The sequence below is a fragment of the Hyphomicrobium sp. genome (assembly GCF_041674905.1).
GTDB lineage: Bacteria > Pseudomonadota > Alphaproteobacteria > Rhizobiales > Hyphomicrobiaceae > Hyphomicrobium_B.
Genome location: NZ_JBAYUV010000012.1, coordinates 24,362 through 39,625, shown reverse-complemented (window position 1 = coordinate 39,625; position 15,264 = coordinate 24,362). Strand labels below are relative to the sequence as shown.

General features: G+C 60.7%; 11 protein-coding genes and 1 tRNA gene. 3 read left to right on the top strand and 9 right to left on the bottom strand.

Annotated features, from left to right (window positions below; translation table 11 throughout):
- Positions 1-51: 51 nt before the first annotated feature.
- The 9 genes from murJ to WC026_RS07125 all read right to left on the bottom strand — a co-directional run bounded on the left by murJ (position 52) and on the right by WC026_RS07125 (position 13,237).
- Positions 52-1,638: a murein biosynthesis integral membrane protein MurJ gene (murJ, locus tag WC026_RS07165; protein ID WP_372710146.1), complete on the bottom strand. Its 1,587-nt coding sequence runs from the start codon at positions 1,636-1,638 to the stop codon at positions 52-54.
- 141 nt (positions 1,639-1,779) lie between these two features.
- Positions 1,780-4,578 carry a [protein-PII] uridylyltransferase gene (locus tag WC026_RS07160; RefSeq protein WP_372710145.1) on the bottom strand — a complete coding sequence of 933 codons (2,799 nt, stop codon included), beginning with the start codon at positions 4,576-4,578 and terminating at the stop codon, positions 1,780-1,782.
- Complete coding sequence (gene mutS, locus WC026_RS07155; RefSeq protein ID WP_372710144.1) at positions 4,575-7,415, bottom strand: DNA mismatch repair protein MutS; 2,841 nt, start codon at positions 7,413-7,415, stop codon at positions 4,575-4,577. Before mutS ends, WC026_RS07160 begins: the two co-directional genes overlap by 4 nt.
- 249 nt (positions 7,416-7,664) lie before the next feature.
- The gene (locus WC026_RS07150) at positions 7,665-8,633 is read right to left on the bottom strand and encodes a GNAT family N-acetyltransferase (protein WP_372710143.1); all 969 of its coding nucleotides are present in this window, start codon (positions 8,631-8,633) and stop codon (positions 7,665-7,667) included.
- 78 nt (positions 8,634-8,711) lie between these two features.
- Positions 8,712-10,412 carry an ATP-binding protein gene (locus WC026_RS07145; protein ID WP_372710142.1) on the bottom strand — a complete coding sequence of 567 codons (1,701 nt, stop codon included), beginning with the start codon at positions 10,410-10,412 and terminating at the stop codon, positions 8,712-8,714.
- A 420-nt stretch (positions 10,413-10,832) separates the two neighbouring features.
- Positions 10,833-11,060, bottom strand: coding sequence for a Trm112 family protein (locus WC026_RS07140; protein WP_372710141.1), 228 nt, complete (start codon positions 11,058-11,060; stop codon positions 10,833-10,835).
- Positions 11,061-11,091: 31 nt separating this feature from the next.
- Positions 11,092-11,775: an LON peptidase substrate-binding domain-containing protein gene (locus WC026_RS07135; protein ID WP_372710140.1), complete on the bottom strand. Its 684-nt coding sequence runs from the start codon at positions 11,773-11,775 to the stop codon at positions 11,092-11,094.
- Positions 11,776-11,801: 26 nt separating this feature from the next.
- Positions 11,802-12,716, bottom strand: a complete 915-nt coding sequence (trxA, locus tag WC026_RS07130) for a thioredoxin (RefSeq protein ID WP_372710139.1) — start codon at positions 12,714-12,716, stop codon at positions 11,802-11,804.
- Between the two features lie 5 nt (positions 12,717-12,721).
- Positions 12,722-13,237 (bottom strand): prolyl-tRNA synthetase associated domain-containing protein, encoded by a 516-nt coding sequence (locus WC026_RS07125; protein ID WP_372710138.1) that lies wholly within the window; start codon positions 13,235-13,237, stop codon positions 12,722-12,724.
- 156 nt (positions 13,238-13,393) lie between these two features.
- On the opposite strand from WC026_RS07125, the gene WC026_RS07120 reads away from it, so the two are divergent.
- From WC026_RS07120 to WC026_RS07110, 3 genes are all read left to right on the top strand, one after another.
- A tRNA-Gly gene (locus tag WC026_RS07120) sits at positions 13,394-13,468 on the top strand.
- A 278-nt stretch (positions 13,469-13,746) separates the two neighbouring features.
- Positions 13,747-14,115 (top strand): hypothetical protein, encoded by a 369-nt coding sequence (locus tag WC026_RS07115; RefSeq protein ID WP_372710137.1) that lies wholly within the window; start codon positions 13,747-13,749, stop codon positions 14,113-14,115.
- Between the two features lie 136 nt (positions 14,116-14,251).
- Positions 14,252-14,587: a hypothetical protein gene (locus tag WC026_RS07110; protein WP_372710136.1), complete on the top strand. Its 336-nt coding sequence runs from the start codon at positions 14,252-14,254 to the stop codon at positions 14,585-14,587.
- The last annotated feature ends 677 nt before the right edge of the window (positions 14,588-15,264 follow it).

Here is a 15,264-nt window from a genome sequence, read left to right as displayed (position 1 = left end):
GAGGATCGGGCCGCGTTATCGCGTGCTGAGCGCCCGGAGGCAAGCCTGCTCTCAAGCTTTGCCGCCGCGCCCCACGAAGGCTCCGAGCTGACGAAGCGACATGACGCCGAAAGCCAGGATTAAGAGGCCGAAAACCGCAACTCCCACGCCGATCTCGACTGCCAGCGCTAGCGTCTTTTCAAGAAACCGGGCCTCGGCTCCGAGATATGGCGCCAGCATGGAGCTCGTCGCCAGCAACGCCACGACCATCGCGACGCTGGCAACGATGATCAGCGGAAAATTCCTGCGAAGTCTCGCATCGGCGATGAAATCGTTATGTTTACGAAGCTTCGCCCAAAGCAGATAGGCGTTGAGCCAGCCGCCGAGCGTCGTCGCGATGGCGATGCCGAGCTGAGGCATCATGCCAAGTTCCCGCAACACGAAAAACAGCACGATCGAGCCGATGGTGTTTGCGGTCAGGCTGATGACCGCAAAGCGCATCGGCGTCTTGGTATCCTCGCGCGCGAAATAAATCGGCGAGAAAACCTTGATCATCACGAACGCCGGCAAGCCGAGCGCGAACATCCCGAGCACCGACGCCGTCGTCGCCGTATCCTCGGCGTGAAACGCTCCGCGCTCGAACAGCACGCGGACGATATCGTGCGGGATCGCGGCGAGCGCCAGCGTGGCGGGCACCGTCAGCAGCATCGCGAATTCGAGCGAGCGGTTTTGGCTGTCCATAACAGCTGCCGTATTGCCCGCTCTGAGTTGCCGCGCCACGTCCGGCAGCAGCACAATGCCGACGGCAATGCCGACAATCGACAGCGGCAATTCATAGACGCGATCGGCATAATAGAGTTGCGACACCGCGCCGGGCTCGAGCGATGCGATGATGGTTCCGATCGCGATGTTGATCTGCGTCACGCCGCCCGAAATGACGCCTGGAATCCCAAGCTTCACGAGCCTGCGCATATCGTTCGTCATGCGCGGCCACCTGAGACCGAGCGACATTCCGGCGTTACGCATGCCCCACATCAGCAGCGCGAGCTGCAGGAAACCCGCGACGAAAACCGCCCAGGCTTGGATGATGCCGGCTTCCGGCTCGCGCTTATACCCAAGCCAAAGCGAGAGCAGGGTCGCAACCGCCATGACCAGATTGAGCACGACGGACACCGCGGCGCTCTCGAAGAAACGCCCGACCGAATTTAATGCTCCCGACATCAGCGCGACGAGCGACATGCACAGGAGATACGGCATCGTGATGCGCGTCAGCACGACCGAGAGTTCGAACTTGTCCGGCGTCGCATCGAAGCCGGGCGCAAGCCCGTACATCAGAAACGGCATGGTCAATTCCGCGAAGATCGTCACGATCAGCAGAATGAACAGCAATCCGGCCATCGCCTCTTCGGCGAACGTACGAGCGGCCTCCGGCCCTTCGCCTTCAAGCTTCTTTGCAAAGATCGGAACGAACGCTGAATTGAACGCGCCTTCGCCGAACAGCCGCCGGAAGAGGTTCGGAAAGCGGAAGGCGACGACGAACGCGTCGGCCACCCAGCCGGAGCCGAGCGTCGCGGCAATGAGAATGTCGCGCACGAAGCCGAACACGCGGCTGAGCAGCGTCCATCCCCCGACGGTAGCGAACGACCTGTAAAGCTTCATGGCCGAAGCCGCGTATAGAGGTTCGATCCCGTATGCAAGCGCAAGTCCTTCCCCCACGGCCGCGGACCGGCCCGCCCGCCACTCGTTCGTTCGAACGGAGCCCGCCCGGCCCGGTTTCTCTACAGCGGACGCTTCCCCATGTCAGCTGTGGGCGAGCCGCTCCGGCGCGACAGAAGCGTCATTGTCCAGCATGATCGACTGGAGCCTATCTCGTATTGTCCGCTGCCTGGCTTCGCTGACGATCTGCTTTCCGGTGAGATCGGTGACATAGAACACGTCGACAGCTTTTTCGCCGAACGTCGTGACATGCGCCGAGGCGATGTCCAGCGACAGATCGGACAGCGCCGACGTCAGCTCATAGAGAAGCCCGGGGCGGTCGCGCCCCGAAACTTCAATGACGGTCAACCTGCCCGACAGCTCATTATTGATGATGACCTCCGGCTCGACCGCGAAGGCCTCGACGCTGCGCGCGTTCGCTCTGCGGCGCTCGAGAAGCACCGGCAATTTCTCCTTGCCTTCGAGCAACCGCTCGATCGTATCGGAAATCCGCTTCGCGCGGCGAAGCTCGTCCGCATCGTCGTCGAACTCGCGATTGAGAAGAAACGTATCGAGCGCATACCCGTCACGCGTCGTCGTGATGTGCGCGCCCGCGATATTTGCGCCCGACGCGGCACACGCACCCGCGAAGAGCGCGAGCAGCCGCGCGTGGTTGGGTGCGAAAACAGTCAGCTCCGTGATCGCCGCGAACGCATCAGTCTTGACCGACGTCGTGAGCTTGGTACGCGACTTGATCGCGTCGCGCACGACATGCGCGTGCGCAACTTGCGTCGCCGTATCGGTACGCAGCCAATAATTCGGATAGCTGCGCGCGATGAAATCATCGACATCGCTTTTGGGCCAGTCCGCGAGCGCTTCACGCAACGCCACAAGCGCGGCATCGATACGCTGGCCACGCGGAATTTGCGTATGCCCGCCCGCAACCAGCGGCTCGGTCTCGTGATAGAGCGTGCGCAGCAACTGTCCCTTCCAACCGTTCCAAACGCCCGGGCCGACGGCCATGATGTCGGCGCTGGTGAGCACGAGTAGCAGCTTCAAACGCTCGGGACTCTGCACGATGTTTGCGAACGCGCGGATGGTGTCGGGATCGGACACATCTCGCGAATGTGCGAAGTTGCTCATCGTCAGATGCTCTTCGATGAGCCACGCGACAAGTTCCGTTTCGGCCGCCGTCAATCCAAGACGCGGGCAGACTTTGCGCGCGATCCGCGCACCAACGATCGAATGCGACTCCTTTCGACCCTTGCCGATGTCGTGTAGAAACGCGGCAACGAGCAAAGCTCGCCGGTTCTTGATCGACCGGAACACCGACGTCGACAACGGCAGTTCTGCCGCCAGGTCTCCGCGCTCGATCGCCGTGACATTGCCGAGCGTCCGGAGCAGATGCTCATCGACCGTATAGTGATGATACATATTGAACTGCATCATCGCGACGATGCGGCCGAACTCGGGAAGAAACCGCGCCAGCACGCCAGCTTCGTTCATGTGCCGCAGCGAGGCTTCAGGATTACCCTTCGCTGTCAGGAGCGAAAGAAAAATGTGGTTCGCTTCCGGATCGGCGCGCAGCTTGTCATCGATGAGCCGGAGCGAGCTTCGCAGCAATCGGATGGCGCTCGGATGAAGATAAATCCCCATGCTCGCCGCTTGCGCGAAGAAGCGGATGAGATTGACCGGATCGCGCGCGAAGACATCGGCGTCCGCCACGTTCAATCGGTCGTTGTCGACCCGAAAATCAGTCCGCTGACGAATCTCGCGGCGCGTCTTCCAGTTGAGCGGATTGAAAAGCGTTTTATAGGTCGGCGCCGACTTCAGCTGCTGCATTTCGAGCGCGCCGCAGAGGATCGTCGTCAAATCCCCGACATCCTTTGCAACGAGAAAATAGTGCTTCATGAAACGCTCGACGGCGCGCATCCCGCCGCGGTCGGTGTAGCCAAGACTTTGCGCCATGGCCGGCTGCACCGAAAACGAGAGAACTTCTTCCGGCCGCCCCGTCATGAAATGCAGAAAGCACCGCACGCGCCAAAGAAAATCCTCGCATCGGCGGAACGTCTGGACTTCCTCCGGCGTAAAAATACCCGCTTCAACGGCGGCCGAACCGACGTCCTGGGCAAAAATATATTTCGACAGCCATTGCAGCGTATGGAGATCGCGCAGCCCGCCTTTGCCATCTTTGATGTTCGGCTCGACCTTATAGCGGCTCTCCCACGAACGTCGCATGCGCTGATCGCGCTCGGCCATCTTGGCGTCGATGAATTGCCGCGCTGTCCCATTGATGACCTCGGCGCGAAATCTGCTCTCGAATTCCGCGAACAGCTGCTTGTCGCCGAGGATCAAGCGGGAATCGAGAAGCGAGGTGCGGATAGTGATATCGGAGTAACCGAGCTTGAGACACTGATCGACGGTGCGCGTCGCATGCCCGACTTTGAAGCCCAGATCCCAGAGCAGATAGAGCATGTATTCCGCAACGCTCTCGCCCCAGGGCGTCTGCTTGTAGGGCAGCAGGAACAGAAGATCGATGTCCGATCCCGGTGCGAGCAGGCCGCGCCCATAGCCGCCGGTCGCAACGATGGCCATGCGTTCCGCGTCCGACGGATTGGTCGCCCGATAGACGTGGACAACGGTGTAATCGTAGATCAACCGGATCAGCTCGTCTTGAAATTGGCAGAGCCCGACAGCGCACCGCCGCCCGTTGCCATCGACTTCAAGCGCCGTCCGCGCCGACTCGCGTCCGACCTTCACCAGACGTTTGAGGCTTTCGATGACCTTGGGACGCGCTTCGACCGCCGACGTGCTGGAGTTAAAATGTTTCGTCAGCTCGTGACGCGCCGCGACCCCGTCGAAATAGGGCGGAGGAATGAGCCTGGTCAGCGTCTCTTCGTTCAAGACTTCGTCTTCTTTTCGGTTTCGGCCAGCGCCTTCAATTCATAGATTTTCTCGAGCGCCGCTTTGGGCGACAGCTCGTCAGGATGCATGGCCCGCAGCATCTTTTCAACGGCGGAAGGTGCCCGCTCGTTAAGGCCGCTTTTGGGGCGCACGGCCGAAAAAAGCGGCAGATCCTCAAGCCCATCGTCACCGGCGCGCGGCCGGCGGTCCGCCTTCTCGAGTCGATCGAGGACTTCCCGCGCCCGGACGACGACGTCATGAGGCAACCCGGCCAGCTTGGCGACCTGAATGCCATAAGATCGATCCGCCGCACCGGCTTTAACCTTATGCAGAAAGACGATCGTATCGCGCCATTCGGTGACGTCCATCGTCACGTTGGCGATACCGTTAAGTTTGCGCGCCAGAGCCGTCAGCTCGTGATAGTGAGTCGCAAACAATGCGCGCGCTTTCGTGACGCCGTGCAGATATTCGACCGTCGCCCACGCAATCGACAATCCATCGAACGTCGCGGTTCCACGCCCGATCTCATCGAGGATGACGAGCGAGCGCTCGCTCGCCTGATTGAGGATCGCCGCCGTCTCGACCATCTCCACCATGAACGTCGAGCGCCCGCGCGCCAGATCGTCGGAAGCTCCGACGCGCGAAAACAGCCTGTCGACGACGCCGATGTGCGCTGATCGGGCTGGAACGTAAGACCCCATCTGCGCCATCACCGTGATCAGCGCGTTCTGCCGGAGAAACGTCGACTTACCCGCCATATTCGGTCCCGTGACGAGCCAGATGCGCGCATCGGGAGCAGCCTCTGCGTCTGACGGCGTTTCGCGCGCCGCGCCACCAAGAACGCAATCGTTTTCGATGAACGCCGGCGCCCCGCTTTTGGCCAGCGCTTGCTGCACCACGGGATGACGGCCGCCCCTGATCTCGAAGGCCATGCTCGCGTCGATCTGAGGCCGGGCATAATCCTGTTCGAGCGCAAGTTGCGCCAGCGCCGCGAAGACATCGAGTTCAGCAAGCGCCGCCGCGGCTGCCCCCAAATCCGCCGCCGCCGCGCCGATACTCCCGGCGAGATCCACGAAGATTTCCTGCTCGAGATTGAGCGCACGCTCGCTTGCCGACGCGATCATCCCTTCCGTTTCAAGAAGCTCGGCCGTCGCGAAACGCACCGCGTTCGCCATCGTTTGCCGATGCCGGAATCTGTCGCTCAGCGGCGGCGAGAGAAGCGGCTTCGCGTTGAGCTGCGTCACCTCGATGAAAAAACCGAGGATGTTATTGTGGCGAACACGAAGCGTCTTGACGCCGGTTTCCTTGATGTAGCGCGCTTCGTGCTCGGCCATGACTTTGCGGCTGTCGTCGCGCAACGCACGCGCTGCGTCGAGGTCGCTACTAAATCCGGGACGCACGAAAGCCCCATCGCGGCGAAGCAATGGCGGCTCATCGACGAGCGCCGTGCCCAGCGCCTTGATAAGATCATCAGGAACCTGCGCCAGCCGCACGCAAACGGACTTGAGGTTCGCCGGCAAACCGAGCGGCTGCGCCGACTGCTGAAGCAGCGATACCGCGCGCCGCGCGACATCGATCGCGTCCCGCACGGCCGCAAGATCGCGCGGTCCGCCGCGTCCGAACCCAAGACGTGGCAACGCACGCGCCAGATCGGGCGCCGAACGGAGCGTGGCGCGGAGTTCGTCCAGAAGACGGCGGTTGTCAAGCAGACACGCGACGGCATCGAGCCGCGCCTCGATCGCAGCCGGATCGGTCAAGGGACTGGACAAGCGCGCTTGAAGCTCGCGCGATCCGGCTCCGGTCACCGTGCGATCCATGGCGGCGAGCAGCGTCGAGGACTTCTCCCCCGATGCCGCCCGGACGAGTTCGAGACTGGCCCGGCTTGCTGCGTCGATGAACAGCCGCGCCCCCGCCGTTTTACGCGGCGGGTTGATGAGTGGTTTCCGCCCCATCTGCGTGAGATCGACGTATTTCAGAACCGCCGCGATCGCCGCCAGCTCGGAAGCCGAGAAGGCTCCGAAGGCCGAAAGATCCGCGACGCCGAGACACGCCTTGAGATCGCGTCCGCCCGCGCCGGAGTTAAAATAGGCATCCGGGATTGGGGTCACCTTGCCGCCCGCATAGTCAACCGCGCGAACGAAATTCTGATCGCCGAGCAAGCCGTCCGCGACGATGACCTCGCTCGGCGCCAGCCGGATCAGTTCTCCGATGAGATCGGAGCCAGCAACGTCGCCGACCTCGAACTCGCCCGTCGAAATGTCGAGCGAAGCAAGAGCGAGGCGCGCCTCGGCGTCGGTCGTTCCGATCTCGTGCGGCGTTTCGCAATAGACGGCCGTCAGATAGTTGCGCGCCTTGGCGTCGAGAAGGGCCTCTTCCGTCACCGTGCCCGGCGTGACCAGGCGAACGACGTCGCGCTTGACGACGGCCTTGGCGCCGCGCTTGCGCGCCTCCGCCGGATCTTCGAGCTGCTCGCAAACGGCGACGCGATACCCCTTCCGGATGAGCCGCTGCAGGTACTCGTCGGCGCGATGCACGGGCACGCCGCACATCGGAATGTCCTGGCCCTGATGCTTGCCGCGCTTCGTCAGAACGATGGACAACGCTTCCGATGCGGCGACCGCATCCTCGAAAAACAGCTCGTAGAAATCGCCCATGCGATACCAGAGCAGACTGTTCGGGTTGGCAGCCTTGATCTCAAGATATTGCGCCATCGACGGCGTCGCGTCGGTGATCGCGGCTGCGCGCTCGGCGCCCGCGTTCGCGCCAGCCTCCGTCGGAGCTGGCGGCGCGTCCGGTTCAACGTGCCGGTTCCGGCGTTGCACGTCGTGTTTCGACATTCAGAAGATCGTTCCGGTTAGCCCCAGCGGCCCCCGGACAAATATCCCATAATCCGGAGAGACCCAGCGCTATGCATAGGTTGCGGCAGCTTGGACGGCAACCGGCTGGGCATCCGCTATCCAGAGCCACGTTGCCAATGCTCCGGACGCGCCGAGCCTGCTTGGGGCTCTGCAACGGGACAATTCACGTCAAACGGCGAGTGTTGCCGATTTGCGCGACCGGTCTGCGAATTTCGCGGCTCACCTCAATCAGGCGTCGGCGGCAATCCGGCTCTTGGTCTCCGCCGGCGTTCCGTAGTGCTCGAAATACCGTGGATCAATATTTGCGACCGGCATGATGATCATGACGTCCGTCGTACCGAATTGCCGGTCGATGACCGCACCGTCTCCGACATACGCGCCGAGGCGCAGATAGGCTTTGATCAATGGCGGCATGGCTCGCAGCGCGGCCTTCATATCGATGGAGCCTGCGGGCACGCGATCCATGGGAACATAAAGCTCGTCGCGCGCCCGGCAGCGCCATTCCTTTGGCGCCAGAGCGTGGTGGTGCAGATAGCTGAGCGCCACGTCGTGCTCTTTGAGGTCGATACCCTCGAAGCTCGCACATCCGATCATCACGTCGATGTGGTTTTCCCGCACATACGTCCACAGGCCGTGCCAGAGAAGCTCGACGGAACGTTTGCTGCGATAGGGCGCAAGCACGCACGATCTGCCCAGCTCCATGAAGCGGTGCGTCCGTGACTTAGCGTTGAGAAGCGCGGAAATCTCGTACTCGCTCGCCGAATAGAACCCGGGTCCGCGCTCGGCGACCTCCTGGCGAAGAATGCGGTATGTGCCGACGACCTTCGGGCGCTCCGGTCGACCGCTCCGCGCTGGCTTTGTCTGGTCAAGATCGACGACCAGTAAATGATCGCAGATGGCATCGTAAGCGTCTTCATCACGCCGGCGGAATTGCGCCAGCCGCGATGGCGTCGCCGACATCTCTTCGTAAAAGACCTGATAGCGGAGCCGCTGAGCCAGCTTGATTTCGGACCACGTCCGCGCCAGCCGAACCTCGAGATTTCCTACGCGGCCGTAAATCTTAGGCTCGATGCTGCGAGAAAAAACCTTGAAGCCCCGCGACGAGCTTTTCAGCGCATCAAGGGCTCCGAGTCCCGCCAGAAACTTTACCGGCAATCCTGCGCGCCGCTTCTCGCGGGCCGCAATAGGCTGCCACATCGCACACCTTCCTCACCTGACTCCCCCTGCCGGAGCTAGCATGATTCCGTGACAGTTTTGAGATTTTTAACGCGCGGACTAGGCCGCAGGTGACGCAGTTTTTGCCCGTTGCGGCATCCAGCGCAACAGCACCTCGTGCAGCTGCTGGGCTTCGAACGGTTTCGCAAGATAGTCGTCCATTCCGGCCGTATAGCAGCGCTCGCGGTCTTCCGCGAAAGCGTTGGCCGTGAGCGCGACGATGGGCGGGCAAATGAGCCCGGAATTCCTGCGCTCGTCAAAAAGCTTCTTGATCGCCTTCGCTGCCGTCAAACCGTCGACGACGGGCATCAAAACATCCATCAGAATGAGATCGAATGCAGGTTGACGATTCTGCAGCGTCTCACGCGCGGCCGCAATCGCAAGGCGGCCGTCTCCAACGATGGTCGAAGTCCCGCCGGCTCGCGCGACGATCTTGCGGGCAAGCAGCGCATTGATCGGATTGTCCTCGGCAATGAGAACATTGAAGCCGCCGCCGTTGCCGGCCGTTCCCATGTCCATTACGATGTCGGTTGCGACCCTGACCTCGGACGCGAAAGGAAGTCGCGAGACCGGCGCGACCGGGACATAGGAGTCCGGCCGCTCGGCGACATCGAAACGAAGAACCGCTGTGAACGAAGCACCTTGATCGGCATCCGATTCAGCGAGGATGTCGCCGCCCATCGCCTGCGCGAGGCGTTTCGAGATCGCAAGCCCGAGTCCCGTCCCCCCAGGTTGACGCGTCCTCGTCACGGCGCTCTGCTCGAACTCATCGAACAAGTGCGCAATGAACTCTGCCGGAACCCCAACGCCCGTATCAGTGACTTTGATCGCGACTGCGCAATCGCGGCCGGAGTCGCCGTTCTCCTCTAGGAGCGAGACACAGACACCGATGCCGCCCTTCTCGGTGAACTTGATGGCGTTCGACAGCAGGTTCAGGGCAATTTGACGAACGCGCATTTCATCGCCGAGCACCCACTCCGGCACGTCGCCCGTGACCGTCGAGGTAAACGACAAGCGCTTTGCCGCAGCGCTCGGCGCCAGAAGCTGCATCGCCTGCGCGACGCAGGTCTTGAGCGAGAACGCCTTATTCGCGAGATCGAGTTTGCCGGCCTCGATTTTTGAAAAATCGAGAATGTCGTCGATGAGATTGAGCAACGCCCGCGTGGAATCTTCGACGATGCGCGCACACGTCCGTTGCTCGGCATCGAGTGGCGTATCGCGCATAAGACTGATCATTCCGAGGATGCCGTTCATCGGCGTGCGGATCTCATGGCTCATGGACGCTAGGAAACGGGACTTGGCGCGGCTCGCCATTTCGGCCTGGTTGCGCGCTTCCTTCAGCTCGCGTTCGATCCCGCGCTCGACCGTAATATCGCGCCCGACGCCTTGAAATTCGACACTGCCATGTTCGCCCCTAATCTCCTGGAAATCCCAGGCGATCCAGCGTTTCCCTTTTTGCGTATGAACGAGTTGCGCGCCGCGGCAGTCATAAGCGGCAGCATCCGAATGATCATCCTCCGCAAGCACGGGCGGCTCGAACCTCGAGCCGAGTAGAGCGTCGCTGCGAACACCGAACGCTTCGCAAAATGCGCGGTTTGCAAAAACGAGGCGCCCGTCGGCCAAACGGCGGACGACGAAATCGCGTTGTACATCGAGAAGCTCACGATACTGCGACGCACGGTCCGCGAATTCCCAATGAGCATCCTTCGCATCTTCGAGAACTGCTGTTTCGTGATGACCCAGATCATCCGAACGGCGCATCGCGCCGCGATCCGTCGGGCCGGTTTGAAGCAAGCCCCATATTGAGCTGAGCGAAAGGAAAACAATCCCGGCAACGACAAGCGGCATCCCGGAATTGGGTATCAACAATTCGCGAGCCAAACCGCAGATCGCGGCAACGATACCCGCCGACGCCAATGCCTGCGCAACGCGCCGAGACTTCGCTAGACGCTGAACAAACGCGATCGCCCGGCGCGGCGGGCGCCAATCAAAAAATCTCGCCTGAATGAATTTTTGAAACAAAGCCGCTGCCCCTGGAATGCGGAGCCGGACAGTCGGCGATCATGTTTTATGGACTCTAAAGAGATTTGGTTAAGCGGCAAAAATGATCAAACTTTATGACCAATTTCTTAGAAATCGTAGCAGTCATCAGCATGCCGCCAAGCGCGATACATAATAATTCTAACGCTTTTTGAGGTCGTCATCAGTCAAGGCGCGCGCGGCATCCTCGATCATTAATGGAACGCCGTTCCGAATTGGAAAAGCGAGCCCAGCCGCCCTGCTGATCAACTCTCGCGCCGGCGCGTCATAGATCAACCGTGTTTTCGTCAGCGGACAGACGAGCAATTCGAGGAGTCTCGGATCGACCGCGCTCGCCTGTTCGTCTTCTCTTTCGATGTCCGAGACCACGTGCGACAACCTCGCGCGATTCTACCATGCCTTACTGCAGCGTCGAACCACTGCTCCCATTCGACGCCAAATCGATTTCCGCGAGCGCCACCAGCACCTCGGCGCGTGATTTCAAATCTTTCGCTTCAAGCAGCGCTTGTTTTTCTTCCGGTCCGTATGGGCACATGACCGACAGCGCGTTGATGAGAAATTCATTAGACGCGCGCTGGATCGTCGACCAGTCCGTCTTCAGACGGTTGACCTCGAGATAGATCTTCAGCACGCGCAGCAGGTTTTTCCGGTCGACGAGCTCTTCTCCGAGCCCTTCCGTCAAATCCTGCGCGAACCGGTCATAGCTGACGCTCATGATGCGATACGGTTTTTCCGTTTCGGCTTCGCCCACGCATTCGAACCGCGTGATACCGGTCAACGTGATGATCAGCCGGCCATCGTCGAGTTCCTGGTACGACGTTACCCGCCCCGCGCAACCGACGGAGCGTAATTTCGCTGCCTTGTCGAGCGGACTTTCCTGATCTTCGTCGTCCGCGAGGATCGGTTGCAGGATGCCGATGACACGCGCGCCCGACATCGCATCGTCGATCATTTCCAGATAGCGCGGCTCGAAGATATTGAGCGGCAAGGTTGCGCGTGGCAGCAGAATTGCGCCGCGCAGCGGAAATATGGGAATTCTGGCCGGCAAATCCGCCGGCCGCGCATAACGTTCAGTAAGCGTCAAATTCATCTCCGCAGGCACGCGTGCTCTCAACGAAACAAGATCGACGACAATCTGCGGCGTCCTTCGTTCACGAGCGGCTCTTTCGGACCCCAGGCATCGAAGAATTGCAAAAGTTGCTTGCGCGCCGCCTCATCGTTCCATTGGCTGTCCATCCTGACGAGATCAAGCAGAAGATCAAGGGCTTCGCCTCGTTCGCCGTTGGCCGCCAGCCCGACGGCAAGATCGTAACGGACTTGATGATCCTGGGGATTTCCTTCGAGTCGACGCTTCAGAGCCGAGAGATCGCCGGCTGTCGAACCTTTTTCCGCGAGCAGCACGGCGGCTTCGACGCTCCTGACGGCGGCCACGTCGCGCTTGTCGGGCGGCACCAGCGCCAACGTCTGCTTGGCGCGCGTGACATCGCCGCTGCGCAAATAGCAGGACGCGAGACCCGCTAGAGCCTCGGCATTGGTCCGATCCTCTTGCAGGACCGTCGCGAAGATCTCCGCCGCGCCTTGCAGATCACCTTGCTCCAGCAGGTCTTCAGCCGACTTCAACAGTTCGCCAAGACCGAGATCGGCATCGTCGGCGATCAGGCGATCGACGAACGCCTTGATGGCGCTTTCCGGCTGCGCGCCGACAAACCCGTCGATCGGCTGACCGTCGCGAAACGCCAGGACCGTCGGCAGCGACTGCACGCGAAGCTGCGCCGCAATCGCTTGGTTTTCATCGACGTTGACTTTCGCCAACCGGACTTTGCCGCTGTAGCTGCGCACGACTTTTTCGATCATCGGTGTCAGCTGTTTGCACGGGCCGCACCATGATGCCCAGAAATCGACGATCACGGGCGTCGACTTGGATGCGTCGATCACATCCGCCTTGAACGACGCCGTCGTCGTATCCTTGATGACGTCCCCGGCAGCAGCAGCTCCCGGGCCAGACTTTTTCGTGCCGAATTCCATGGATCTCAACTCCTCGCCGCAACGTCGGCGGCGGTCAGCGCCATGACGCGGGGCTCATGGCCAGTGGATCGAATGAACCGCAAAAGGTCCTCACACGCAATGTTGGTCGTCGCCGTATTCTCCAGCGGGTGACAGTTCATGCTGTCATGCGCCATCAGAGCCTCGTCGATGACCACATTCACACGCCCCTCTTCATCGTTTGCGACGGCGAATGCCGTCACCGATCCCGGCGTCACACCAAGCGTGCTCATCAGCAGCTCCGGCTTTCCGAACGAAAAACGCCCCATGCCCAAACGTTTGGCAAGCGCTTTGAGATCGACGCCCGTGGCGCTTTTTGCGATGACGAGGACAAGCCTGCCGCGCTCGTCTTTGAGAAACAGGTTCTTCGTGTGAGCCCCAGGCAACGCAATCTCGACCGTCTGGCTTTCGGCGACGGTGAACACGGCCGGGTGCTCGATCGTCGTCGTCTTGATACCAAGTTCACTGAGCCGGGCCAGCAGTTCGTCGCGGGTGAGAGGCATATCGGCATTCTTCCTTCGCTTTAAAGCCGTTAGCAGTCTCTCCCGGCGCCTGTCCTGCGGCGTGGTGGTCAGTCGCTTTCCGCCCCTTGCAATGGGTTGGCACTTGCGCCATAAGGCGTGTCTCTCGGCGCCGCAAGGTGTCGAGGTCATGGATTTGCGGGTGTAGCTCAGGGGTAGAGCACGACCTTGCCAAGGTCGGGGTCGAGGGTTCGAATCCCTTCGCCCGCTCCAGACTTTACAGGGACGCCCCACCCTGTTGCCAATGCCATAATCGCCGAAATTCGCGCTTGGAAACCGCTCCTGCGGCGCAGGAAATGCGTGCCCATTCCCCACTTTGCAGCCGCGCACCTTCTCACCGGACATTCTCGTCCGGGCCGTGCGAATTTCTCAGATCTGCTGCAACGCTCTCACACGTTCCGCAACCTTCGCCAGAAGAATGCGTTGCTCATGCATGAAGAGCCGTCGGCAATGCGAAACAGCGAACGCGGCTCGGAAACGCAGAGGTTCATATGAAGACATATGTAAGCGCACTGGCTGCGATCGGCGCAGCGTTATCGTTAGCAGCATTTGTTCCGGCGGCTGAAGCCGCGCAATTCGGCGGTCATGGCGGCGGCGGCGGTTTTTCCGGCATGCATGGCGGCGGCTTCAGAGGCGGAAATTTGGGCGGTGCCCGGATGGTCCGCAACTTCAGCGGTCCTCACGGCGGATGGCACGGCGGGCATGGCCACGGAGGGCGTGGCGGCCACTGGCGCGGCGGCTGGTACGGTTGGGGCCCGGGCATCTACCTGGGCGATCCATACTATTATGACGACGACTATTATGATTTCGACTATTCCGACTGCTATTGGCGCCACGGACGGCGTTACTGCAGCTACTAAACCGCAATTCAATATCGAAGTTGAGCGGGCTGGCTCCGGATTTAACCGTCCGGAGCCATTCTTGCGCTCTGGCAATCAAGACTATTTATCCTTGCAGTCCACGCAGGCCGCACCACGTCGCATCGAGAGGCAGCACATGACCAAGAGCACGATCGCGTTCGCCAGTTTGACTCTGGCATTGGCATGGCTCGCGCCCGCTGCAAACGCCAGCACGCTCCCTCACCCTCGCGCGCACCACTCCTATAAGCACCACCCACACACCGCGCATGCCGCGACCCGTCACAAACACGCCGCTCACAAGCGCAAAGGCTATTCGCGTCGCGGCCCGCTTCATGGGTATGGGTTCGGCTTCTCGACCTATGCCGGCGACCCATTTGCCAGAGATGATTATTTCGACGGCCGCCGCTGCCACTATTTGCATCGCCAGGATTTTTGCCGCGGGCCGAAATCGCTCGAATGGCTTCGCTGGTAATTTGCGGCTTTAAAAATACAGCTGCAATTCATTCACGTCGGAACAAGCATAAGTCGCCATACGAAAATGTAAGCGTATCGCGGATGCACCCGTCCCGCGAAAATACACTTTCTCACAAATCCGTATGGAGAAGCACGAAAACGCGCTCGTTATAGTTGCTCCCGGCGTCAAGGCGGCGCCGCCAATCGAGGAGACGACGTAATGAGGACGACATTGGGGATAGCAATTCTCGCTGTCACGATGGTGCTCGGTGCAGGATACGCCAGCGCCACCGTCAACGGAAACATCCACACTCTAAACCTGATCTCCAAACAGGCTTCGCCCACACAGGACGTGTATTGGCGCCGCAACTGGCATCATCGCCACCGTCATTGCTGGTGGAGACATGGCCGCCGCTTTTGCCGCTGGTCGTGACAGTCTGAGAAGTGCGGCGGTGTTCCTTCGCCGCACTTTCTTCTCTGCGCCGCAGAGGCGCCCACCTGAAGCCATACTCGATCTGCAAAATGCACCCGCAATGTCACAGAAGGGTGCATTCGATTGAAGCACATCATTCAGGTCATGCAGGCTGCGTTGGCATGTATGATTATGGTGGCCGCGGTTTTCAGTATTCCCGTATTCGCGACCGCCTTCCCGATACGCGTCGATGTATCGTTATCGCGCTGGAAGCAACTCATTCC

Bases quoted from the DNA above. Each gene is read 5' to 3' on its own strand.
- murJ (WP_372710146.1), bottom strand. From the start codon at position 1,638: ATGAAGCTTTACAGGTCGTTCGCTACCGTCGGGGGATGGACGCTGCTC.
- mutS (WP_372710144.1), bottom strand. From the start codon at position 7,415: ATGTCGAAACACGACGTGCAACGCCGGAACCGGCACGTTGAACCGGAC.
- WC026_RS07150 (WP_372710143.1), bottom strand. From the start codon at position 8,633: ATGTGGCAGCCTATTGCGGCCCGCGAGAAGCGGCGCGCAGGATTGCCG.
- WC026_RS07145 (WP_372710142.1), bottom strand. From the start codon at position 10,412: ATGCGCCGTTCGGATGATCTGGGTCATCACGAAACAGCAGTTCTCGAA.
- trxA (WP_372710139.1), bottom strand. From the start codon at position 12,716: ATGGAATTCGGCACGAAAAAGTCTGGCCCGGGAGCTGCTGCTGCCGGG.
- WC026_RS07125 (WP_372710138.1), bottom strand. From the start codon at position 13,237: ATGCCTCTCACCCGCGACGAACTGCTGGCCCGGCTCAGTGAACTTGGT.
- WC026_RS07115 (WP_372710137.1), top strand. From the start codon at position 13,747: ATGAAGACATATGTAAGCGCACTGGCTGCGATCGGCGCAGCGTTATCG.
- WC026_RS07110 (WP_372710136.1), top strand. From the start codon at position 14,252: ATGACCAAGAGCACGATCGCGTTCGCCAGTTTGACTCTGGCATTGGCA.